General features: G+C 64.5%; 18 protein-coding genes. 12 read left to right on the forward strand and 6 right to left on the reverse strand.

Going from position 1 to position 23,448, the window contains the following annotated elements:
• Nucleotides 1-103 precede the first annotated feature (103 nt).
• The gene (locus tag KA712_14585) at nucleotides 104-1,075 is read left to right on the forward strand and encodes a DMT family transporter (GenBank protein MCG5054188.1); all 972 of its coding nucleotides are present in this window, start codon (nucleotides 104-106) and stop codon (nucleotides 1,073-1,075) included.
• A 308-nt stretch (nucleotides 1,076-1,383) separates the two neighbouring features.
• Nucleotides 1,384-2,535 (forward strand): AAA family ATPase, encoded by a 1,152-nt coding sequence (locus KA712_14590; GenBank protein MCG5054189.1) that lies wholly within the window; start codon nucleotides 1,384-1,386, stop codon nucleotides 2,533-2,535.
• Between the two features lie 749 nt (nucleotides 2,536-3,284).
• Here KA712_14590 and KA712_14595 read toward each other — a convergent pair.
• A complete protein-coding gene (locus KA712_14595; protein ID MCG5054190.1) occupies nucleotides 3,285-4,748 on the reverse strand; it encodes a PLP-dependent aminotransferase family protein in 1,464 nt (487 codons plus the stop codon).
• A 68-nt stretch (nucleotides 4,749-4,816) separates the two neighbouring features.
• On the opposite strand from KA712_14595, the gene KA712_14600 reads away from it, so the two are divergent.
• Nucleotides 4,817-5,878 carry a GNAT family N-acetyltransferase gene (locus KA712_14600; protein MCG5054191.1) on the forward strand — a complete coding sequence of 354 codons (1,062 nt, stop codon included), beginning with the start codon at nucleotides 4,817-4,819 and terminating at the stop codon, nucleotides 5,876-5,878.
• Between the two features lie 123 nt (nucleotides 5,879-6,001).
• Nucleotides 6,002-6,229 carry a hypothetical protein gene (locus tag KA712_14605; GenBank protein MCG5054192.1) on the forward strand — a complete coding sequence of 76 codons (228 nt, stop codon included), beginning with the start codon at nucleotides 6,002-6,004 and terminating at the stop codon, nucleotides 6,227-6,229.
• Nucleotides 6,230-6,399: 170 nt separating this feature from the next.
• Here the strand turns inward: KA712_14605 and KA712_14610 are convergent, their stop codons facing one another.
• From KA712_14610 to KA712_14620, 3 genes are all read right to left on the reverse strand, one after another.
• Complete coding sequence (locus KA712_14610) at nucleotides 6,400-6,972, reverse strand: ankyrin repeat domain-containing protein (protein MCG5054193.1); 573 nt, start codon at nucleotides 6,970-6,972, stop codon at nucleotides 6,400-6,402.
• Nucleotides 6,973-7,254: 282 nt separating this feature from the next.
• The gene (locus KA712_14615; protein ID MCG5054194.1) at nucleotides 7,255-7,956 is read right to left on the reverse strand and encodes a hypothetical protein; all 702 of its coding nucleotides are present in this window, start codon (nucleotides 7,954-7,956) and stop codon (nucleotides 7,255-7,257) included.
• Nucleotides 7,957-8,246: 290 nt separating this feature from the next.
• Nucleotides 8,247-9,545: a hypothetical protein gene (locus tag KA712_14620; protein ID MCG5054195.1), complete on the reverse strand. Its 1,299-nt coding sequence runs from the start codon at nucleotides 9,543-9,545 to the stop codon at nucleotides 8,247-8,249.
• Between the two features lie 260 nt (nucleotides 9,546-9,805).
• On the opposite strand from KA712_14620, the gene KA712_14625 reads away from it, so the two are divergent.
• The 3 genes from KA712_14625 (at nucleotide 9,806) to KA712_14635 (ending at nucleotide 13,926) form a co-directional block, all read left to right on the forward strand.
• Nucleotides 9,806-10,993 (forward strand): OprO/OprP family phosphate-selective porin, encoded by a 1,188-nt coding sequence (locus KA712_14625; GenBank protein MCG5054196.1) that lies wholly within the window; start codon nucleotides 9,806-9,808, stop codon nucleotides 10,991-10,993.
• Nucleotides 10,994-11,066: 73 nt separating this feature from the next.
• Nucleotides 11,067-12,872: an amidohydrolase family protein gene (locus KA712_14630; GenBank protein ID MCG5054197.1), complete on the forward strand. Its 1,806-nt coding sequence runs from the start codon at nucleotides 11,067-11,069 to the stop codon at nucleotides 12,870-12,872.
• A 25-nt stretch (nucleotides 12,873-12,897) separates the two neighbouring features.
• Complete coding sequence (locus KA712_14635; GenBank protein ID MCG5054198.1) at nucleotides 12,898-13,926, forward strand: hypothetical protein; 1,029 nt, start codon at nucleotides 12,898-12,900, stop codon at nucleotides 13,924-13,926.
• A 115-nt stretch (nucleotides 13,927-14,041) separates the two neighbouring features.
• On the opposite strand, the gene KA712_14640 is transcribed toward KA712_14635, so the two are convergent.
• Nucleotides 14,042-15,721, reverse strand: a complete 1,680-nt coding sequence (locus tag KA712_14640) for a hypothetical protein (protein ID MCG5054199.1) — start codon at nucleotides 15,719-15,721, stop codon at nucleotides 14,042-14,044.
• Between the two features lie 1,080 nt (nucleotides 15,722-16,801).
• The gene (locus KA712_14645) at nucleotides 16,802-17,464 is read right to left on the reverse strand and encodes a hypothetical protein (GenBank protein MCG5054200.1); all 663 of its coding nucleotides are present in this window, start codon (nucleotides 17,462-17,464) and stop codon (nucleotides 16,802-16,804) included.
• 366 nt (nucleotides 17,465-17,830) lie between these two features.
• Between KA712_14645 and KA712_14650 the strand changes: the two genes are divergently transcribed.
• The 5 genes from KA712_14650 (at nucleotide 17,831) to KA712_14670 (ending at nucleotide 23,442) form a co-directional block, all read left to right on the forward strand.
• Nucleotides 17,831-18,661 (forward strand): glycosyltransferase, encoded by an 831-nt coding sequence (locus KA712_14650; GenBank protein ID MCG5054201.1) that lies wholly within the window; start codon nucleotides 17,831-17,833, stop codon nucleotides 18,659-18,661.
• Nucleotides 18,658-20,097, forward strand: coding sequence for an oligosaccharide flippase family protein (locus KA712_14655; GenBank protein ID MCG5054202.1), 1,440 nt, complete (start codon nucleotides 18,658-18,660; stop codon nucleotides 20,095-20,097). The genes KA712_14650 and KA712_14655 overlap by 4 nt, the downstream gene beginning before the upstream one ends.
• A gap of 125 nt (nucleotides 20,098-20,222) precedes the next feature.
• Nucleotides 20,223-20,837: a ribonuclease HI gene (locus tag KA712_14660; GenBank protein ID MCG5054203.1), complete on the forward strand. Its 615-nt coding sequence runs from the start codon at nucleotides 20,223-20,225 to the stop codon at nucleotides 20,835-20,837.
• A 165-nt stretch (nucleotides 20,838-21,002) separates the two neighbouring features.
• Complete coding sequence (locus tag KA712_14665; GenBank protein MCG5054204.1) at nucleotides 21,003-22,190, forward strand: hypothetical protein; 1,188 nt, start codon at nucleotides 21,003-21,005, stop codon at nucleotides 22,188-22,190.
• A 67-nt stretch (nucleotides 22,191-22,257) separates the two neighbouring features.
• Nucleotides 22,258-23,442: a hypothetical protein gene (locus KA712_14670; GenBank protein ID MCG5054205.1), complete on the forward strand. Its 1,185-nt coding sequence runs from the start codon at nucleotides 22,258-22,260 to the stop codon at nucleotides 23,440-23,442.
• Nucleotides 23,443-23,448: the final 6 nt, after the last annotated feature.

The raw sequence follows: 23,448 nt of genomic DNA on the forward strand, positions 1-23,448 counted from the left end.
GCGGAGCCGCTTTCTTATCGAAACGTGCGGGGGCCGGGGGGCGATTTCGTCTGTCACCCGGGTGCAAAGACCCTCGGGCTGGTAAAGGGCTGGGCAGCGCCTCATGCCTGGTTCTTCGCCCCACGGTCCGCCAAAACTTCCGGAGCTCTCCCCAGATCCTCGGGCGCGCCGGGCGGGTGTGCAGCTGGTGGTGGCCTCCGTGTTTTTTGGCCTGATGGCGGTGGGCACGAAGGCGCTTGCGGGGACGATGTCAGGGCCGCAGGTGGCGTTATTGCGCATGGTGTTCGGGGTGCTGCTGTTCGCCGGCCTGGCGCTTCGCCAGCCCGAGATCGTGCGGGTGAGCCGACCGGGCTGGCTCGCGGCACGCGGCTTGTTCGGAGGCGCGGCCGTTTTGCTCTACTTCGTGTCGATCGAGCGGGTGGGCGTGGGGCTGGCCACGCTCGTGCACTACAGCGCCCCCATATGGGCGGCGCTTTTGGGCTCACTCGTGCTGTCCGAATCGGTGGCGCGCCTCACCCGCGTGGCCATGGTGGTGGCGCTTGCGGGGGTGACGTTGGTGATGGCGCCCGCGCTGACCCTGGCGTGGCAACAAGGCACGACGGGAGCCATCGGGGTCGGGTGGTATTTCGTTTCGCTGGCGTCGGCTGTGGTGTCTGCGGCGGCTTTGGTGTCTGCGCGGGCGGGGCGGCGCGAGGTGGCGCGCGTGGGGGCCCGCGCGCCCGATGGCACCTTGACCCTGTTTGGCGGCTTTTCGGTGTTCGGTGCGCTCGCGGCGGCACCTTTCGCCCTGCCTCCACTCGGGACGTGGGTGTGGCCCACGCCGAAGCTGTGGGCGCTCGTCGTGGGTGTGAGCGTGGTGAGCGCCCTTGCCCAGCTCCTCATGACGACCGCCTTGGCTCATGCCTCCGCGGCCGCCCCCGGTGTGGCCAACCAGCTCTCGGTGGTGATCGCATCGATGGGAGGTGTGTTGTTCTTCGACGAGACCCTCGACGCGTGGGCGTTCGCGGGCGCCGCGCTCATCATGACGGGCGTGCTGCTCAACGTACGGGCGGCCAGTCCCGTGCGCCCGCGCTGACAGGCGAGGATTTCGCAAGGAAGCCCGACTGACGCGTCGACGCTTGCGTCTCACGACCGCGGAAGGCGAGCTTCGCCTCGAGCTCGGTGATCTCCTCGACGTCCGCGTGAATGAACAGCGTCCGCCTCCGCTCGTGCAACACGAGCAGCGTCACGGCGCAGCGCGCTATATACGCCTCGTTGCAAAGCGATTCGCACGCAGGCCCTGCAGGCGCCTTGTGTGTCGGGAATTGCACCTACTCACCTACTGCCGTGCCGCGGGCGCTCCGCGGCCGCCGCCTCGCGCGATCTCTGTGGCAACATAGGGAGATGCTCATCAAGCGCATTCGCCTAAAGAATTGGCGAAACTTCCAGGCCATCGATGTCGCCCTCCACGAGACGACCTACGTCCTTGGCCCCAATGCATCCGGCAAATCCAATTTCCTGGATGTTTTTCGCTTTCTGCGGGATGTCAGCAAGGCCAAAGGAGGGGGCTTACAAACGGCCGTGGCCGACCGTGGCGGAATGAGCAAGTTGAGATGCCTTCACGCGCGACGTGATCCGGAGGTGCTCATCGAAGTTGAGGTTGCACAATCCCCTGACGAGGCTCCGGCATGGAGGTACGTGCTTGCCTTCAAACCCGAAGGGAAGGGAGCTCAGCGGACCCTCGTTTCCAAGGAGGAGGTATGGTCGCATTCTACGAAGCTGTTTTCACGCCCAAACGAAGAGGACAAGAAAGATCCGGCGCAGCTAACGCAGACCTATCTCGAGCAGATTCAAGCGAACACGAAGTTCCGCGTTCTCCCATCTTTTTTTGGCGAAAGTACCTATCTCCACATTGTGCCGCAGTTGCTCAAGTTTGCCGACAAGCTCGGGGGGCAACGACTTGAGGACGACCCGTTTGGCCAAGGCTTTTTGGAACATGTCGCCCGTACACCTGCAAAGACACGCGACGCGCGACTGCGCAAGATCGAAAAAGCACTGACGCTGGCAGTGCCGCAATTCAAAGAACTGAAATTTGAAAACGATGAACTGGGACACCCTCACCTAAAGGCGTTGTACTCGCACCATCGGCCCAATGCGGGCTGGCAATCAGAGGAACATTTCTCTGACGGTACGTTGAGACTTTTGGGTTTCCTTTGGTCTCTACTCGAGGGTGACTCGCTTCTGCTGCTAGAGGAGCCTGAAATTTCTCTCAACGACGCCATCGTGAAGGAGATCCCTCTCATCATGAAGCGCATTCAACAAGGCAGGAAGACCAAACGTCAGATTGTGGTCAGCACCCACAGTGCCGCCCTCCTCAGCAATGAGGGTATCGATGGGAGGAGCGTTGTGCTTCTGGAGCCAGGGTCGGAAGGCACTAAGGCCAGAACTATTAACGAGCAAGAAAGGATGGCGCTTGAGGCAGGATTGTCGATCGCCGAGGTGATTCTTCCCAAGGCCAAGCCCACGGGCGTAGAACAGCTTGGTCTTTCGCTGTGAAGCCCATTGCTCTGGCAACGGAGGACGCGCTGAGTGAAGCCGTGGGCAGACGACTACTCGCGTATCATGGCGTCGAGCCCACCCAAGTCTTGGGCGGAACTGGGTGTGGCTACCTTCGAAGCCGAATGGATAGCTGGTGCCAGATGGCAAGAAACCAGCCCGTACTCCTTCTGACCGACCTCGATAGAGGAGAATGTGCGCCGTCTTTTCTTCGAGGTTGGTTCGCGGGCCGGGTCATGCCCAGCAATCTGATCATTCGTGTTGCTGTTCGAGAAATAGAATCGTGGTTGTTAGGGGACCACATCGGGCTCCGCAGTGCGCTTTTCGGGCGGAGGCGCGGAGGGAAGTTTCCAGAAAATCCAGATACGCTCCCCGATCCCAAGCAATACCTATTGACCCTGGCAAAGAGCGCGCCCAGCGAGATAAGGTCCGATTTGGTTGCAGTCTCGGGTTCGACGGCCCGCCAAGGCATTGGCTACAATGCACGGCTCTGCGCGTTCGTTGCTGAGAACTGGGACCCAGATGAAGCGTCCAAACGCTCTTCTAGCCTACGAAGGTCACGGGATAGAATCGCAACTTTCCTTCGCTAAAAGTCTTGATGAAGAAGTAGCTGTGGTCGTAGCCGTCATCTCGATCCAGCGTGAGGCCTTGGCAGCTGCGGCTTCCTCCAACAACTCTGGCCTTAGGCGCTCCAAGAAGGCATAGATTGGCGCCAACAACACTTGGCCGGCAGCCAGCCGGCGGAGGCGTCAGGCCTCGACCCAGGCGGTTTCAGCCAACCTTACCGCCCGCCGCAGTTCACGTTCGTCGAGGCGTGTGAAGCCCATGCGAACGAACGGCACGGGCTTGCGGAACACGTGGTAATCGCGTCCCGCGCCAAACGTGACACCGCGCTCCCGTGCCTTTTCCGCCCACGCTACCGGATCGCCTCCGTGAACCTGCACCCATAGCGCCATGCCGCCCTGGGGCACCTCGAACGAAACGCGTTCACCCAGCGTGTCTCGAAGCGCCGTCATCAGCACGTCGCGCCTTGCCTGATAGACCTGGCGCATGCGACGCGCATGGCGGGCCAGCTCACCATCTTCGAGAAGCTCCGCCACCGCCGCTTCGGCCACGTTGTCGCCCTGTCGGTCGATGGATGTCCGCAGGGCCGCCATCCGTTCGAGCACGGGAGCGGGCGCCACCGCGTAGCCGATGCGCAGCCCGGGGGCCAGGACCTTCGACAAGCTGCCCACGTAGATGACCACGCCGTGTTCGTCCTGGCTGGCCAGGGGCAAGCGGGGACGCCCCGTGAAGTGAAACTCGTGTGAGTAGTCATCCTCGATGAGGGCGAAGCGGTGCCGCTGGGCGAGCGCGAGCAAGGCCAGGCGACGAGGCGCGCTGAGGGAGGCCATCGTCGGGTATTGGTGGTGGGGTGTCAGGTGCGCCGCCACGAGGCCCCCGGCCGTCAAAGCCCGTTCGAGTTCGTCGAGGCGAACGCCTTCGGCGTCGACGTTCAGGGGCACGAGCACGGCCCCCGTCGAGCGAAGCGCCTGCAGTGCCGGCGGATACCCGTAGGTCTCGACGCCCACGCGATCGCCAGGGCGCAGGAGGGCCTGCGCTGCCAACCAGATCGCCTGCTGGCTGCCCCGCGTGATGAGCACGTCGTCGGCCCTCGCGGCCAAGCCGCGCGTTTCGGCCAACATGCGGGCCAGCCCTTCGCGCAGCCGCGCTTCCCCGCGCGCATCGCCGTAGTCGAGCAAGCCAGGACCTCTTCGCGCCAGCACACGGCGGTAGGCGCGCGTGAGCGGCACGTAAGGAAACAGCCTCGGATCCGGCACGCCACCCGTGAGCACCAGCTCTTTGTCCCCTCGGGCGCGTCCCACGGAGCCCGTCAGGAGCGGAGGCAAAGAGAACCCGGGGTGCACGGCGAGCCCAGGGCGGTGCGCTTTGCCTCGGCGCCTGGGGAGCGGCTCACGGGCGTCACGGGCGCGCACGAACACGCCCCGGGCCGGTGCGGTTTCCAGCCAGCCCTGAGCGACCAGATCAGCCAAGGCCGCGTTCACCGTGTTGCGGTTGACACCCAACCTCAGGGCCAGACGCCTGGATCCAGGCAGCTTGTCCCCCGGCTGCAGCCTTCCCCGGGTGATGTCGGACACGATGGCCTCGGCAATGCGCAGCCCCAATGACTTGGCCGTCGTCAGGTCGAGAGACAAAAGATAGTCGCGCGCCATGAACTGGTCTATCAGAAATTCTACAACTGGTCCATCCGCGTGGTCCAGTTACTGGGCATGCTGACCTCATGAGCACCCATCCGGAAGAGGCGCCCAGCCCCTACGAGGGCACCCGTGAACAAGCCTGGAAACTCCTGTCCACCGCTGATTACGTGCGCTTTTCAGCCTCGGTGGACGGACAGCAGGTCGTTCGCTGTTTCAACGTGGCCGTCGTCGATGGCACCCTGTGCTTTCACGGGGGGCGGCGGGGTGGCAAACAGGCCCTGATCGGCGCCACCGTGCTGGCCAGCGCCGAAGAGGTCGTGGCGCAGGTCCCGAGCTATTGGGTCGACCCCGTGATGGCTTGCCCCGCCTCGACCTACTACCTGAGCGCGCAGGCCGCGGGCACCGTGCGGCCCATCACCGACCTTCACGGCAAGGCCCGGGTTCTGTCGGCGCTCATGCAGCGTTTTCAACCCGAAGGGGGGTATGCGGCCATCGACCCGAACGACCGCAAGTACGCCGCCGTCCTGGAGCGCCTGACCGTGGCAGCGTTCGTGCCCGAGCGCATGCAGGCGCGCAACAAGCTGGGGCAGAAGCGCTCGGCCGCACAAATCGAGCGGGTGCTCGAGGGTCTGTGGCAACGGGGACAATCGGGAGACTTGCGGGCGATCCGGCTCGTGCAGGAAGCACACCCAGCGCGGCCACGGCCCGCCTTCATGCGCGGCCCGGCAGACACGGGACTGTGTGTGAACCCGAACGCAGACGACGCACGGCAAGTCGCGGCCTTGCTCGAAGGGCAATACTGGACCGAAGGCTACGAAAGCTCACGCAGGGTAGCGGCGCACCTGTCCTCCAGCGCCTGGCTCGTCGCGCGCAGCCGCGAAGGTGAGGTCGTCGCCAGCGCGCGGGCCGTGAGTGACGGGGCCCGCTACGCCTGGATCCTCGACGTCGTGGTCCGCTCCGATCACCGGGGCCGAGGCATCGGCCGCTTTGTGACCCAGCGTTTGCTCGAGCACCCTCGCCTGGCCCAGGTGCAGAACGTGGGCTTGGCCACCCGAGACGCCCAGGCGTTCTATGGACGGCTGGGGTTCGCGCCGAAGGGGAAGGGTGCAGACGAAACCTTGCGCCTCGTCCGCGTCGAGGGTTGAAAGCGCGATGCCCACAGACGTTCAGGTTTGCGCCGCCGCGGCTGTCTCGCGCTCGCAGCGTGATGGTTGAAACGGCGCGCAGCGCCCTTGAGGGTGCGCAAGGCCACCGAGTACACTGTTGTAGTGCCGTCTCTCAGAAACATAACCTTGTCGGCCGACGAAGAGGTCATCGAGCGGGCGCGGGAGCGGGCACGTGCTGAACGGTCCACATTGAACGAGCAGTTCCGCGGGTGGCTCGAGCGATATGCGGCGCAGAATTCGCAAGCGGAGACTTGCGATGGGCTGATGCGGCGTCTCGGCCATGCCCGTACGGGTCGACGCTTCACGCGGGACGAAGCCAACGAGCGCTAGCGGATGTGGTTCCTCGACGCCAACGGAATGCGCCGACTACCTTGAAGCCGTGCTTGCGCCCCTCTGCCATGTCTTCTGGTCACCCAAGCTCCCTGTTCGCGCCCTTGATCTACACGAGGGTCTTCGTTCTCTGGAAAGATACTCTGCAGAGCCGCCAGAACGGCTTGACCTCAATGCTCGCTATGCACCTTTCCCTCCGAAAGCAACTGAAGCATCTCCACGCGGTTTCCCAGCCGCGCGATATCTTCTGCAGTTTTGCCCTCATGATCCCTGGCCATCTTGTTCGCCCCCGCGGACAATAGGAGCTCGGCCACATCCTTACGACCTGTCCAAGCAGCATCCATGAGAGGAGTACGTCCCTTGCTTCCCTGTTGATTCACGTTGGCACCTGCAGCGATCATCTTGCGAATGATAACGAGAAGTGTGGCACCGCCTAGGCCGAAACCGGCAGCGCGCGAAAGAGCGGAATTGCCGTAGGCGTCTAAAGCCAGGGGGTTGGCGCCACTATCCAGTAGCCACAAGGCGACCACCATGCGAGCGTCCGCCGCTTGATCCATTCTGCGGTTCTCTTTGGCAATCTCTTCCCTTGAGGGATGCATGCTCTTTGATGGCCACCCGATTTCGGGCGTGAATGCCGCCATCAAGGGTGTGTCGCCACACGAGTCGGATTCATTGACGGAAGCCCCCGCTTTCACCAGAGCTTTGATGGCATCAAGGTCGGGGGCCCTAACTGCTGCCTGCATTGCGGTAGGCTGGCGGAACGGGGAACAAAGATCCTCAATAGGAGCTTCGGCATCGCTGCCAGCATCCTTCGATGATGCTACGACGAGACTTCGAGCGGGGCTAGATTGGGATCGACATCCACAAAAAAGCACCGCTAATAATAGCAGGCCCCACAACAGGAGGGCCGCGGCCACTCGAGCCCGGCGAATCACGGCCGACATCAAGGGAGCGGTCCTGGCGTGAATTTTTTGTAGTCACCGCGATCGGGCTGGAGACGATGCACAAGTTTTGGAGAGGGCCAGCTATTCACTTCGGCGCGATATCGCTCGGACTTGATCCATTTGCCACGGTGTAAGACCTCGACATGCGCGCCTGATGTCGCTCCGTAGGTCACCCTTTGAAAAAAAATCCGCGAACGCTTGAGCAATAGCAGGCTTGGGCACGTTTCTGGTGTTCAAGGCCCGCCAATAATATGGGATCCTCTCATCGTAGACATTGGGATCGGCTTCGCCATTGTCGCCATACAACCAGCCGTCGACCCCGGAGTTGCAGCCCCATATTTTTATGGTCGAACCGACCGCGAAAGCGGACCGCATCGCGGCCGCCTTCGCTTTAATGGCAGGCCTAACAAAGTCGTCGGTGAGGACCGCTCCAATCTCAGTCGCAACGACCTCGTCATAGCTAATTCTACGCTTCTTCTTCTCCTGAATCTCGAGTTGAACAGACCAGCGAGAATCGTTGATGGCCGCAACGTGGTAACCGAGGAAAAGACCGGCACCAATTGCGTGTGAAACGATGTGTAGCTCAGTTATCGAACCCACATAGGTGTTGGCGAAAGTATCGATCAAGTGAAAGAAGTCTTCCTTTCGGATCACGTTCTTCACGATCACGTCCTTGTGCCCATACGACTCCGGAAGGCTCTTCTGGATGCCCCGGGCGAACACTTCAAGGTTCCCCAAGTCGCCACCGTTGCCGTAAAGAATCACCGCCTTTGCAGAAAGCATTCCGTTACCTCCCGGGCCGAGTAGCGATCGAACCGTCGCATCAAGACGAGAGACTATCGGATGCCATCGAAGATTGGTTGCAAATTTTTGGTTCGATTGATGTCCAAGACAATACGGTGCCCCCGGAAGCGGAGCATTCCTCTGCTGACGGTCTGAATGGATTGCCTGGCTGGACGCACGCCTGCGCCGCCCTTCACGGCCGCAAACCTTAGCCCCGGCCTTCGACGTCAGTGCGGCGCTCGCGCGAAGGTCCGACCCGAAGGCCGCGTAAAGGGTGGCCGCTGGCTGCTCTAAGGGCCGAGTCTTTGCGCCCAGTGGTGGAGGACCTTGGTGGTGACGTGATCCACGCCAAGCACCACGCCGTAGCCATCGTTGCCCGCAAGGATTCGCGCGGGGGGAATGAGCTGCCACAACAGCGCCAGGGAGCCATCGCTTGCATCGAACGCGGTCAGCCAACGCTCGAAGAATTCGGCGCGCTCCCGGTCCGGGGTGGGTGAGCCCGCCCGGGGGCGGAGGCCAAACTCGCCGAAGAGCGCCGCTTTGCCGAGGGTGGCGGCAATCTCTTCGTGGCGGCGGATCCACAGGTCGGCATCACCGCCAGCCCCAAGGCCCCAGGTTCGCGGATAAAAGTGGTACGAAGGCAGGTCTACGTCGGCCAAAGCGGTGAGGTCCGCGTAGCTCGAGCCCTCGGCGCCCTCCACGGGGTAACGGCTCGACAGCCCCTCATAAAGCGCGGGTTTGTCATCGAAGCCCTCACCCCCGTCACTGATGAGCTGCTTGACGCCCAAGCCGCGCAGGTGGCGCGCCAAGGTGCCCACGGTTGCGGTCAGCGCGGACGTGTCCGGGCAGCTGCGGCAACGAAACTCGTTTCCCAGCTCCCAGGCGAGGATCGCGGGCTCATCTCGGTAGGCCACGCCCGTGAGGGTGTTCACCCGGTTGACCAGCATCGTTGCGTAGTCTTCCCAGTGCCGGCGCAAGGCAGCTGAGGTGAAGAAGGCGTCCTTGTCCAAGCCCTCCCACCGGGCGTAGGCGGGCAGGCCGCCGAAGTCTGCGTGGTTGTTGGTGAGAGTGATGACGAGCCGCAGCCCGCGCGCGCGCGCTTCGGCCACGGCCCGGTCCAAACCCCGCAAGCCTTCTTCGCGGTACGTGCCCGGTAGCGGGCGGATGGCGGCTGCGTCTTGCGAGTCGTTGTAACCGGGCGTGCGAATCACCTGCAAACCCAGGCACACGGCATCGTCGAGCGCCGCAAGGGCCTGGGCCGTGGCAGACGCAGAGCCCTTCAAGCCGTAGGTGAACTGCTGCTGCAGATAGTAAATGTTGGCGCCCAAGCCGCGGAACCGCGTGCCATCGAGCCAAAGTTTGCCCCCTTCGGCCCGCACGAATCCGGTGATGGGGGGACGCGGCGTGCAGGGAAGCAGCGCCGGGGTGTCGTCGAAGGCCACGGGAAAGCCAGTGTCGTCCATGGGATCCTCAGCTCCGCAGGCAGCGCCCGCGCAGGCCAGCATGACATACACGAAGAGGGCCCGGGGCTTCCGCAGCGACGCGGGGTGGGGTGGGGGAGGCAGGGCAACGCAGGAACCGGAACGCATGGCTTGGTTGGCGCCGTGAAGCCCACGTCGCAGGGATGACTTTGGGAGATCCTACACCCGCACGTGGTCCCCCGGCAGCCGTCTTTTGGCGGCGGCGCTTTCGAGGCGTCAGACCCCCGCGGACGGAGCCTCGGTCTCCTACACTCTCGTGACTCATGGGAAAGAGGGCTCGAACGAGGGGATGCGCGGCCGTTGTCTGCCTCGCAGGCTTCGTGGGTGCGGCCGTTGGGAAGCCTGGGAGCGTCTGGGCCCGCGAGCCCGTGCCGGTCCCCGAACCCGCGGCGTCCGTCCGCTACGTGGACCATGCCTTGCTGTTTCGAACGAGCGACGGCAACTTCAGCGCGCGCGTGCAGCACCGGCTTCAGTTTCGCTATGCGACGCCGTTCGATGAAGATCCACGCACCTTCGGTGATCTCGACCGGAACACGAGCTCGTTCATGGTGCGGCGGGCGCGCCTGAGGCTGCGCGGACACGCGTTTCGTCCCTGGCTCGAGTGGACCTTCCAGTACGATTGGGCGCAGCCCGTGCTGCGGGATTTCTCGCTGACCCTGGCGAGGTTTTCGTGGTTCAAGGTGTTGATCGGGCGGCGCAAGGTGTTCTGGAACGACGAGCGGGTGGCTTCGTCGGGCCAACAGCAGTTCGTCAACCGTTCGATCGTGAACGACCTCTTCACGGTGGACCGTCAACAGGGCGTTCAGGTGTTTGGTCGTGTATTGCCCGGCTCGGTTGCCGACCTCACCTACTACGCGGGCGTGTTTAGCGGACGGGGTGTCGGGCCGCGCAACAACGACGACCACCACATGATGTACGCGGGCCGGCTCCAGTGGAATGCGCTAGGGGGCGAGATGCCGTTTTCACAAAGTGATGTGGAGGGTCACGATGCGCCCGTGCTGAATGTGGCCTTCGGAGCGGCCACGAACATCAGTGACTGTACGGCCTTCGAGACCGACGCCCGGAGCTGCCGGGGCCTTCGGACCCCCCGCTCGGATCTGACGTCATTTCCGAATCCAGAAACCGCGGGGGCGGCAAAGCCGGGGCAGTTTCAGATGAGGCAGGCCTTCGCGGAATTTCGCCTGATGTGGCGAGGTCTCTATGCGAAGCACGAGTTTCACTGGAAGCGGGTTTTGGATCGCACGATGGCCGAGGGGGCCGCAGGGCGGGTCACGCGCTTGCGGGGTAGCCTCGTTCAGGTGGGGTATTTCCCGCATCATCTCGTGCCGCTCGTTCCAAAGTCTCTCGAGCTGGCCGTGCGCTACGCGTTCGTGGATCCCGTGATCACGGTGCCGCACACCCTGCAGACGGAGAGCTCGGCCGTCATCAACTGGTTCTTTGACGGACATGCGAACAAAGCCTCGTTCGAGGTCAGCCGCTTGACCGTGGCCGACCCCGCAGCGAAGGCGACGCGGGCCGAAACGCGGATCCGTTTGCAGTGGGATATCTCGTTTTGAGCGCCCTTGCGGCGGCGGGACATCACGGCAGATCCGCGGGGCGGCCTGCCAGTGTTAGGATGGGTGCACTTTCATGCGCCCCCTCATTGCTGCCGCGTCCTTGAGCCTTTTTGCCCTTTTTTCTTGTGGTGAAGATAAAGGGGGGCCTGTAGACGCAGCCCTGGACGCAGGTTTGCTGGATGGGGCAGCGGGAACCGTCGCCCCCGAGGCGGGGCTGCTGGACGGACTCGCGCTGGCTGACGCCGGCTCGGAGGCGGGCCCGGTGGCCTCGTTCGAGGAGGTCACCTGCCCGACCCCGCTGCCGCCGGTGGCGACCGGGACGTGTTCGGTGTCGGGCAGCGGCGCGGTCAAGCTGTTGCAAGGCGAGGTGCTGACGCCCGACCGTATCTATCACGCGGGGCAGGTTGCGATCGACGCGCAGGGCTTGATCACGTGCGTGGGCTGCGCCTGTGCGCTTGGGGGGGAAACCGTCATCACCTGTCCGGATGGCGCGATATCTCCTGGTCTCATCAATACCCACGAGCACCTCACGTTCGGGCAAAACAACCCCCACCCGGACACGGGAGTTCGTTATGATCACCGCCACGAGTGGCGCCGTGGTCAAGGTGGCAAACCACCCGTGACCGCCGGGGGCAGTGCGAGCGCCGATCAGGTGCGCTGGGCGGAGCTGCGGTTCCTGATGGGCGGAGCCACTTCGATTGTGGGCTCCGGTGGTCAGCCCGGCTTGCTGCGGAACCTGGACTCGCAGAACCAGGAGGGACTTGGCCAAAAGCCGGTCGACTTCGATACGTTTCCGCTCGACGACTCTGACGGCTCCCGCCGCACGATGGATTGCAACTATGGCGGCACACCCACGAGTGCGGCTGCGATCGCAATGACGGACGCCTACGTGCCGCACGTCTCCGAAGGCGTCGATCGGAGCGCACGCAATGAGTTTCTCTGCCAGAGCAGCGTTGCTTACGACACGATGCCCCCCGGGATCTCAAACGATCTGCTGCAGGATCGTATGGCGATGATCCACGCTGTGGGCCTGCAGCCTGCAGACTACGAGGCCATGGCCAAGGCGGGTGCGGCCTTGATCTGGTCGCCTCGCTCGAACATCACCCTCTACGGCGAGACCGCGCGCGTGACCACGGCGGCGCGTCTGGGCGTGCAGATCGCGCTGGGGACCGACTGGATGCCGACCGGGTCGATGAACCTGCTGCGCGAGCTTGCCTGCGCCGATGCCTTCAATCGGACGTACCTCGACGGATTTTTCAGCGACGTCGACTTGTGGCAGATGGTGACCGTGAACGCGGCGGTGGTGACCGCCACGGACGATGTCATCGGTCGGCTCGCACCGGGGTTGGTGGCGGACGTCACCGTCTTTCGGCGCGGGGGGCGGGCGCCGTACCGCGCCGTGATCGAGGCCAAGCCCGAGGATGTCGTGCTCGTCCTGCGCGCAGGCAAGCCCCTCTATGGTGACGACGCCGCCATGACGGCGCTCGTGCCCGCAGGCTGCGATCCGGTCGACGTTTGCACGGTGGCAAAGAAGCTGTGCCTCACGGGCGAGGTTGGCAAGACCTACGACGTGCTCAAAGCGGCGGTGGGGGCCACGACCTATCCCGCCTTCGCGTGTGGGCAGCCGCTGAACGAGCCGTCGTGCACCCCCAAACGCCCGAGCTCGACCGCGGGCTCCACCGTGTTCACGGGTGAGCTTCGCAGCGGCGACCTCGATGGCGATGGGATCAGCGATAGCGACGACAACTGCCCGAGGGTGTTCAACCCCGCTCGTCCTCTCGATGAGGGGGTTCAGGGCGATGCCGACGGCGACAAGGTGGGCGATGCCTGTGATCCCTGCCCACTCGACGTCCTTCCAAGCTGCACGCCAAGGCCCTAGTTGCGATGGGTATCATTCCCGATCCATGACACGCTGTCTGACCTGCGGAACTGACAACCCGGCTTTGTCCCGGACGTGCTCCCGGTGTGGGGCCGCTTTGTCGGAGGGGCCTTCTGAAGACGCGGCAGCCCTGCGCGGTAAACCGCACGACGCACGAGGGGGCGGCCGCGTGATCTTCGCCATGGTGGGCCTCATGGTGCTGGGGGTGGGCGCGGGGATCGCGATCCGGGATCGGCTACACAAGAGCGCTCTTGGCGAGAAGCTGGCCTGGTTCGATCGCTGGGTCGAGCGTGACAAACAAGAGGTGGGCGGGCTTTGGACCTGCCTCATTCAAAGCCCCACGCCGATCGAGACCTTCACGAACGCCACCCAAGTCGAAGCCAAGGTGGAAGCCGCGGCGAGGGTGCAGCCCAAGACCTTCGCCGACCATCTGCGCAACGAGTGTTTGCCCCGCGGGGATCAGGTGGTGGCGGCCTTTGCCGGCGTTACGGATGTGCCCGCCGAGTTCACCACGGTCTTCGAGGTGTACAATCAGAGCCTGCCGAAGTTGAAAGACGGCATCGCTGCCTATGTAGAGGGCCTCGAGGCCCGCATCGAGCGGGCCAACCTTTTGGCGAAGATTCAAGCGACCGGAGCCGCGTGGCATACCAGCGCCGCGCCGACGCCCGAAGGCATCGCCTTCGAGAAGTTCGTGAGATGCGCCGTTCCCCAGGTGAGCCAACTGAAGAGCGCTCAAGCGCTGCTGCAGACGTTGGCGGACCAGTGTCGCAAAAAAGACGCTGCCGCCTTCTGGAAGCAGGTGGCGGCACAATGCGGCGCTCTCGTCATGGACGTCGATCCGCACGCACAAGCATCGCCGACCAATCAGGATTCGATGAAGCGGTTCTTCGAGTCCGAGCAACGCCTGATGGCGGCCTGGGACTATTGCGCCCGGCAGGCCGAAAAAGGAACCTCCACGAGCGATCTGTCCTCGTTTCTGCAGGCCTTCGCCACATATGGTGAAGCCCGCGTGCGGATGGTCGAGGTGGCGAAGGCGCTCGGCGAGACCTCGTAGCGGGCGCGGGCTTGCCGAAAACGCCACCGCCCCGCTCCGACGCCTGCTTGTCTCTGCAAGGGGGCGCCAGCCGGGGCGGGGCGTCAAGGGGAGCCAGGCGGCTCACCCTGCCAGGTCAGGGCTGCTTGGGGCTGACCGGGGGGCCGGCTCCCGTGGGCAGGGCGCCTTGCGAGATCACGAAGCGATCGAACTTGGCGTTGGGCTCTCGCCGCTTGAGGGTGAAGGTCTTGACCCCTGCGGAAGTGACGTTGATCGTCGAGCTCAAGAGCACCCAGCCAAAGGCCGTGTCCCCTCCCGAACCGCTTTCGATGAGAACGGGGGTGCCGTTGTCGATGCGGTAGAAGGCCGAGTTCGCACCGTTGTCGGGGAAGAGTTTGCGGCCGTAGAGCTTATACGTCCCAGTCGTAGCGAACTGTAGGGGGTAGTTGAGCTCTGCTGAAGGTTCGTTGGCTTCCTTCACGCCGAAGTTGGTCGATCTCGCCACCATGTAGCCCGTGCCCTCACCGACGGGAGGCGTGTTCTCGAGGACCCAGGGGATATCGCCGTTCGCATTCTGGTTTGCGAATCCCTCCGCCTCGAAGACGACTGAACCTCCTTGTTCGAGGTAGGCGCCTTGGGTCCAACTCACCGTCACGGAGACAGGAGCCGAGGCCGTTCTTTGTCCAATCTCATCCTCGGCCACGGCGGTCAGCACCTTCGGTCCTGCCGTCAGGACGACGTTGGCCAGCGCGTAGGGCGCTGTGTTGTCGCTGCCCAGGAGCTGTGTGCCGGCGAAGAAGTCCACTTTTCGCAAGGTGCCTCCGGGTGAGGACGCCATGGCTTCGAGCGTGATCGCCGAGCCTGGCATGATGCTCGTGTTGGCCATGGGCCGCGTGAGCGTCGCGGTGGGTGCGGCCAAGAGGGTGAACGTGACCGGCGAGGAGTTTGCCGTGCGGTTTGCGTTGGTCGTCGCTTTTGCCACGAGGGTGTGCGAGCCCGCGGGCAGTCCCGTGACGTTCACGGTAAAGGGTGCCATGGTCGATGTGCCTCGAACGGTGGTTCCCTTCAAAACTTCTACGCGTGTGATGGTTCCCGGAGACGCCACGGCCGCGTTGACTTTCACCTGAACCGGCGTCGCGGCGGGAAGCCTGCTGCCGGGGGTGGGAAGCGTGATCGATATCGTCGGAAGAGGTTGTGTCGAACCGCCCGAGCCGCCTACGCCACCCGAACCGCCCGCGCCACCCGAACCGCCTGCGCCGCCCTTGCCCCCGGCGCCGCCCTTGCCGCCGGAGCCGCCTTTGCCGCCCGCGCCACCGGAGCCGCCTTTGCCGCCTGCGCCACCTGCGCCGCCCTTGCCGCCCGAACCACCCGCGCCACCAACGCTCGAACCGCCGGAGCCGCCTGCACTCGAGCCGCCGGAGCCGCCTGCGCTCGAGCCGCCGGAGCCGCCTGCACTCGAGCCGCCGGAGCCACCGTTGCTCGAGCCGCCGGAGCCACCAGCGCTCGAGCCGCCGGAGCCGCCTGCACTCGAGCCGCCGGAGCCGCCGTTGCTCGAGCCGCCGGAGCCACCTTTGCTCGAGCCACCGGAGCCACCTGCGCTCGAACCGCCGGAGCCGCCACCCGTGGAACCGCCTTTACCGCCTGTGGCGGGCGCGCCGCCTCCACCGCCCTGCCCGCCTCCTCCAGCGCTGCCGCCTTCCCCCCCGCCACCCGGATCATCGTCCGAGTCTCCGGAGGCGCAACCGCTTGCGCTTGCGCACGCGAAGGCCATCGCCGAGACGGCCAAACCGATTTGCAGATACCCGTAACGTTTCATCTTCGTTGACTCCTGGTTGAACTGAAAACCATCACTCGGTCGATCCGTGGTCCCGCGCATCGTGGCCGCTCCGTCGCGCTGCACGCCTTTCGGTGTGCAGTCTCCGACTGGTGGTTTCTTGAAGGTCGCTACCGCCAAATGGGACATGTCTGGCGAGCTACACGCACCCGGAGACGCTGGGCACCTCGAAGACGGCTCAACAAAAAATCATCACGGGAACGAGGCGCGTTGCGCTGTGAAGTTTGCAAGGTTCGTGAGGCCCCGTGTGCAAGCGTTGCCGCAACACATCTCGACCAGCTGATGCCTTCGCAAAATAGAGCCTGAAAAACTAGCTGAACGACGTCGTCGTCACGAAAGCGTCCCGAATGTCGTGGACGTGATGGCAAGTGCAGTCGATGTGGGTCGTGCGGTGAAGCGCATCAGTGGGCTTAGCCTTGGAAGGTCACGCATTGGCCGTTGTGGGTCTTCGGCTTGACGAGAGGGCTCGTGACACGCGAGAGCCGCCCACCGGAGGCCCTGACGCCAGGCTCTCGTCCACGGTTCGGAGTCCGCAGTGGAAGGCGCGGTTTCTCTCGCATCAACCGATCATGCGAGGGTTGCGGCGCGGGGCTCGTTTTCTGGCGCGGCGTCGTCGGTGGTGTCCGCATGCTCGTACGGCGAGAGGCCTCGATGCAGGCCCGCACATAGGCTCCACATGCCCCCGCTGAGTGTGCCCTAGCGCCATCATGAGGGCTTCGACGATCCTTGGACGAAGGACCCTGGTTGGCGAGGGCGCTCGCGGGTAGCACTGAACTTTAATCAGCTCGCCGAGTGCATCGGCTTCGGCATCGCTCAACAGCACCCTGGTCCTCGGAGTACCTCGCCTCGGATGGATCATGTTGCTTCTTTCTGCTCGACGTCCGCCAGTATCACTGGAGGGGCAAGGAGCCCCTTCACGAGCGGTACATCTGGTAGACGTCGGCGTCGCCGTCGGCGGCTCAGGTTTCGACGGCAGCTACGTGCAAGGCCCGTCGCGGAGGTACAAACAAAAAAAGCCAGCCCCTTTGGGGACTGGCTTTGGTTGAGGCCTTGGCCGTGAGCTTACTTCGTGGGCTTCTCGACGGGGTACGGCCAGGCGTTGCAGAACTCGTTCAAGTTCTGCTCCCAGCAGGTCCCCAGGCACGAGGTGAAGAGCTTGTCGTTCTCCATGATGCACGCCTCGTTGCCTGGGCCCTTGCCACATGCCTCGGACCTGTCCGAAGCGGCGGCCTCACAGGCATTCGAGCAGGCGTTGATGGCATCCTCGCGCTTCTGACACTCCGGAGGAAGGGGCTCATCGGGCGACGCGTCCTCGCCGTCGTGGCAAACGTAAAGGTCGACGCAGCCATCCCCGTCGCGGTCAGTCCACTCGGGGTTCGCGCACCCCATGCCCAGGTTCTTGTCCATCGGCTTGCATTCCTTGGAGTCCTTGGCCGGGGGCACAGGGTCCTTCGGGGCGTCGGGATCGGAGGACGAGTCCGTGGGCTCGTCGTGGCAAACGTACAGGTCGAGGCAGCCATCGCCGTCGCGGTCGGTCCACTCGGGGTTCGCGCACCCCTTGCCCAGGTCATCTTCGAAAGCCTTGCAGCCTTCGGGTGTCTTCGGCGGCGACTTTTTGAGGCTTCCTTCTGCCAGCTCGGTTACGTCCTCCACAGGGGCGCCGCAGGCCCCGATCACGCAAAGTGGAACCATCATCAGACCCGCAAACAGCACTCGTTTCAACATCTCTCCACTCTCCTCGTGTAGGTCCGCTCAATCCTCGTTTCGCCCACCTGGACGAACGAAGCAACGGACTGGTAACGCGGGGACGCAGGACCCTGGACGTACGGCTCAGGAAACTGCAGAAAAAGAGACGAAACGGCGGTGCGCGGGGATCGGCATCTTCGCGGCGAAGTTTTTCCGTGATCGAAGTTACACAAAGTCTCTCCTGGGCTCCGCCTACCACCCTTATTGGCAATTTCGTTTCAAATGTGACGATTTCCGCACCAGGCGTGCCTGGGGCTGCCCGGGGCGCTGGCTGTGTGTCAAAGCAGCGGGCCGATCCCCCTGGCCATTCGGGGTCCCCGGCCCCGATTCGATGATGCGTGTCGCATGAACACATCCCGACCCCTCGACCTGCCAAGCTCACGCTTACCTGCCGGCAAAGAGCCTCTGGTCAGCTGCCTCATGGTGACCCGCAACCGGGTGAAGCTCGCGCAACGGGCGGTTCAGTGCTTCATGGACCAGACCTGGTCGCACAAGCAGCTCGTCATCGTGGATGACGGGGAAGAGAGCTACGCGCCCCTCGTAGGCGCCTGTCGTGCGCGCGGCTTCGACGTACTCTACCATCGCGTGGCTACAGAGCCGCGCCTTACGCTGGGCGCCCTGCGGAACGTGGCCATCGAGCAGAGCGACGGGGCCTTTTTGGCACAGTGGGATGACGACGAATGGTACGCTCCCGAGCGCCTCACGATGCAGCTCCAGGCGCTCATCAACGAAGGGACACGGGCTTGCGTGCTCAAGTGGACCTTGATGCATCTCGACACCCCGGCCTTCACCCACCATCCGTACCGGGCGGATGTGGGGCGTGGCACGCCCGGCACCATCGTGCATCAACGCTCGGAGATTCGTTACCCGGCGCTTCGGATCGCCGAAGACAGCGTATTCCTGGATGCCCACCGGCCTTTGGGTGTCTCGATCTTGGGGCGTGAGGCGAGTCACCTCTTCATTCGGTGCTTCCATGGCAGCAACACGTGGGACGCCAACCACTTCCTGCGCCGGTTGAGGCGCACCCCACGGGACATGATTCACTTCGGTCTGGCGCGCCTGCGCGGCGACATCCTGCGGCACCCAGCTTTCGCGCTGGAGGCGCGCGAAGCGTCCGCCGTGAGCCGGTTTCGGGAGGACAGCGCAGCGGTCGGTTTGCTGCGGAGCGGGGCGTGAGCCCGCTGGCGCGGCGGGTGACCTTGCTCGCCCTCGGCCAAAGCGCCGGTAAGCTCGCTCAGGTCGTCGTGGCCTTGGTGCTGGTGCGGGTCCTGTCGCCGGAGGCGTGGGCCACATCGGCGCTGCTGCTCTCGGTTTATGCCGCCGCCACGGCCTTGGGTACGCTCAGCTTGCCTCAGTCTCTGATCTTTTTTCTTCCTGGTCTGGCGCCGCCCGAGAAGTCTCGTTTGGTTCGGCAAACGCTGGTGCTGCTCGCGGGCGCAGGCGTGCTGACCGGACTGCTTGTGGGCTTGGCTCTGCCCTGGGTGCTCGAGGGAGCGTTTGGTCACCTGCCCGCGTTCGCGCTGCTCGGGCTGGCGTGCGCCCTCGAGATTCCGTCGCTCGTCGCGGCTCCGCTGCTGGTCGCCGACGATCGGGCCTCCACCGCGGGCCTCTTCGATGGCGCGATGGCGGTGGTGCAGGTGCTCGCGATTGCGGTGGCTGCGCTCGCGGGTTTCGGTCCCGTAGGCATCGCTATGGCGCTCTGCGCTTACGCGAGCGTGCGGCTCGTCCTGGTGATCCGTCTCGCGCGCGCGGTGGCACCTGCGGCTCCCGCACCGGCGTCGTGGGCCCGCGCGAAGGCCTACGTCGTGCATGCCTTGCCGCTGATGGTGGCGCTGGGCGTGTCGGTGCTCACAAAGCACGTCGACAAGTGGATCGTGGCGGCGGTCGCGCCTCAGTCGTTCGGGGTGTACGCCGTGGCGGCCCAAGAGCTACCGTTCGTGGCCGTTCTTCCTTATGCTCTCAGCGCAACGTTGGGTGCGCAGATGTCCTTAGCCTTCAAGCACGGACGCATTCAGCAGGCGCGCGACCTGTGGCTCATGCAGACGCGATCGATGGCAAAGATCGTGGTGCCGCTCACCATCGTACTGGTTCTCTGCGCCCCGCAGCTGGTGCCGCTCTTGTTCACCGACGCCTACACAGCCGCCGTGCTTCCCTTCCAGCTCTTCGGGCTCATCACCCTGCACAGGGTGGCGGAGTACGGGCTGGTGCTGCGGGCCCAGGGACGTCCCCAGGCGCTCTTTGCCGCCAGCGTCTGCCTTCTGGCGCTCACCACGTTGCTGGGGGTACCGCTGGCCTGGATCTTCGGGGCCACGGGTGCGGCCGCCGCGGCGCTGCTCAGCCAGCTCGGTGCGTGGCTCTTCATTTTGCGCCCCTTGGCGCGGGGCTTCGAGATGCGGTTTTGGGACGTATTTCCGTTCCGCCACTATCTCGTCTGGCTCGCTCGCGCTGTGGCGTCGGCGCTTCCGGCCGCGCTCATCGCCGATCTCTGGTTCGCCGAGCATGGTCGAGGCTTGAGGCTGGCGCTCAAGGTGGCGGTGTTCCTGGCGGGTATGGGCCTCCTGTGCGTGCGCTCCTTGCCGCTTCGTCGCGTAAGCGCGGCATCGCCACCCTGATCGCCGCCACGGGCGGCGCGCGCCTTTGCGTTGGCCTTCACCCTCGGCTCCTGTGCTAGATCGGCCGTGTGCCCACTTTCGGTTGCCGTGAATGCCAGCGCGAGTTCGACGTCCCTGAGGCCACCTTGGCAAAGTTCCCTGGGTGGCAGCCGAAGGTCTGTCTTGCCTGCAAGAAGAAGGCGTCACCGGCCAAACCTCAGGGCGCGCGACCCGGGGCTGCGCCGGCGCGGCGGGCACACCGCGGCGCCAGTGCGCGTGAAGAGAACCTGACCACGGCGCAGGTGCTGGCCACGTACACCGCAGGGCCAACCGAAGGCGTGTTCACCGACGGCGCCGCCGACCCGAATCCGGGCCCCGGAGGCTGGGGAGCCGTGTACGTGTCCGGCAACGCGGTGGTGGCTGAGCGCTGGGGCCACGAGGCTCACACCACGAACAACCGGATGGAGCTGGCAGCGCTCATTGCCGGATGCCAGCTGGTGCCGCCCGGCACGCCTGCCGTCATCTACACAGATAGCGAGCTGTGCGTGAAGACCATCAACGAGTGGGCAGCCGCGTGGAAGGCCCGCGGGTGGAAGCGAAAGACGGGGCCCATCAAAAACCTCGAGCTCGTTCAAGAGCTCTACGAGCTCATGCAAGGCCGCAAGGAGCTGTCGTTGCGCTGGATAGCGGCCCACGCGGGCAATCGATGGAACGAATACGCCGACGCGCTTGCCACCGCCTACCGGCGCGCCACCCGGTGACCGGGGTTATGGGGCGATGTCCTGACGCCCCCGCCTGGTGTGAGCCGTCCGGTGGCTCCCCGTGAGCCATCATGGCGCAACCGAACGGCCCTTGACGAGACTCGTCAAGCTCGTCTGCTCGATTTGTGCTCAATCTGTGCCCCGGTAAGCCGATGAAGCCGAGCGATGTCGAGTCGTCGTGGACGCGTCGCGGTCGCCGCCGTGCTCCTGGGCCTGGGGGCGTCCTCGTGCGGTGAGGCCACGCCTGCTCCCGAGGTCCTGGCGCAAGAGGCCGTCGTTCCGCTCACAGGGCTTGCGCCCGCCGAAAGCGCCAGCTTCTCGCAAGGCCGCAGCGAGTTCATGGAAGCGGAGACCGCGGCGCAAGGGCTGGGGCCGTTGTTCAACGGCAGCTCGTGTGCCGGTTGCCACAATAGCCAAGGCGTAGGCGGGCCCGGTGTGCTCACTGTGGCCCGGGCGGCGTGCCGCGCGCCGGATGGCGGGATGGTCGAACCTCCCGGAGGAAGCTTGGTGTTCCTCTTCACCACGCGCCCTGATGTGGCCAATGCCAGCTTGCCCGCCCATTGCACGACCCTCGCGCGCCGCCGCACCACGAGCGTGTTGGGACTGGGGCTCATCGAGTCCATTCCCGACGAAGCGATCCTTGCGGCCTCGGTGGAACCCAAACCTCCAGGCGTCGGGGGACGCGTGGCCATGGTCGTCGATCCGATCACGGGGGCCCTGCGCGTGGGGCGGTTGGGGTGGAAAGCCCAACATGCGTCGTTGGATTCGTTTGCCGCAGACGCTTACCGCAACGAGATGGGCGTCACGAACGAGGTCTTCCCCACCGAGAACGCCCCAGGGGGTCGCATGGACCTTCTCGCTGCCATGGATCCCACCCCCGATCCCGAGGCGCGGGTGGGCGTGGTGGGCCTGCTTGCCGACTTCATGCGCTTTTCCTCGCCCCCTGGCTCGTCAAGCCCAAATGCCGACACGGCCGCCGGGGAGGCGCTCTTTCGCAAGGTGGGCTGCGACTCCTGCCACCGCCCCGCGTACCAGACCCAAGCGGTGATGGTGCGAGGTGTGCCCAGTGCCGCCCTATCGAACCGCGACGTGTTTCTGTACTCGGATCTTCTGCTTCACGACGTGGGCACCGGGGACCAAATCGCTCAAGGCGCCGCTGCGGGAGCGGAGTTCAAGACGCCCGCTCTTTGGGGCATGGCCCGCAACGTGGGGCTCATGCACGATGGCCGCGCCGCCACCGTGCGCGAGGCCATCGAGGCGCACGGTAAAGAGGCCACCCAGGTGGTGAGTGCCTTCATGGCTTTGACCGAAGCGGAGCGAATCCAGCTTGTGTCGTTCGTAGAGGGTCTTTAGGCCCACCAGGAGAGTGACCGTGAACCGGAGGTGTTTAGTGTCGGGTAGAGGACTTATGGGTGTTGTCGTGGGTGCGGTGTTGAGCCTGGGTGTTCCCCCACAGCAGGCGCAGGCCCAAGAGGTCACGACGTCGTTGTCGGCATTCTCCGACGTGACCTATGGTGTGCTTCGAGGCGGCGTGCGAAACGCGTCGCAGGCCGCGAACCAGGAGGCATTCGGAGTCGACCCCTTTCCGAAGAACAGCAACCAGGGCTTTGGGTTGGTGGGCACCGATTTCGTCCTGATGTCCGAGCTGGACGATCACTTCGTTTACCTGGCCGAAGTGAATCTTCAGGTGATGCGGGGGAAGCAGAACGAGTTCGAGTTCGACGTCGAACGCATGTACCTCGAGTACCGAATACGACCTCAGTTGAACATCCAGGCCGGGCTCTTCTTCACGCCCGTTGGGTACTTCAATCGTAACCTCTACGCGCGGTCCTGGATGATGATCTCGGCGCAAGTTCCCGAGCTCTTCGAGGAGGAAAACGGCTTCGTTCCCACGCACACCACGGGGGTGCAGGCGCGAGGCATCTTCGATCTGGGGGGAGATCACCGCCTGAGTTACGCCTTGTCCCTGGGCAACGGCCGCAGCCGCGATCCCGTATCGAACGTGTATGCCCGGGACGATGACGGCTGGCGCTCGAGCACGGCGATGTTGGAGTGGCTGATCCCTGCGTTTCGCTCTGCCACGTTGGGTGTCTCGGGTTGGTACGACCGCATCTCCACCTTCTACCTGCCGACCACGGGCAGCGGGATCTCGACACTCGCGCCCGGGACGCAGGGACTTCGCCTGTCGGAGCTCGGTTTGAGCACGCACGTGGTGGTGTTCTCTCGCTGGGTCAACTTCATCGGTGAATACCTCTGGCAGAAGCACAGCGATCGCGATCAGGTTTTGCCCGCAACCGAACAGAACGACGCCTTGCAGGGCGCGTTTGTGGAGCTGTCGGCGAACGTGCTGTCCACGGGCGCCCTCAAGCCCTATGTCCGCTTCGACTACGTTCGCCTTCCGGCACGGGGCGGGGGAGCCTACCTATCGCTCCGGGGCGAAGACACCGAGCTGGTCCGCGCCTTCGTCGCGTCGACCAAGATGATCATCGCAGGCGCCTCGTATGACTTCGCACCCCGGGTGCGACTGAAGCTCGAGTACTCCCAGGCTTTGGATGGCGCTCGTCAAAGACACGGGCTTTTGTTTCAAACCGCCTTCGCTTTCTGAGGTGAA

Source organism: Myxococcales bacterium (assembly GCA_022184915.1).
Taxonomy (GTDB): Bacteria; Myxococcota_A; Polyangia; order Fen-1088; family Fen-1088; genus JAGTJU01.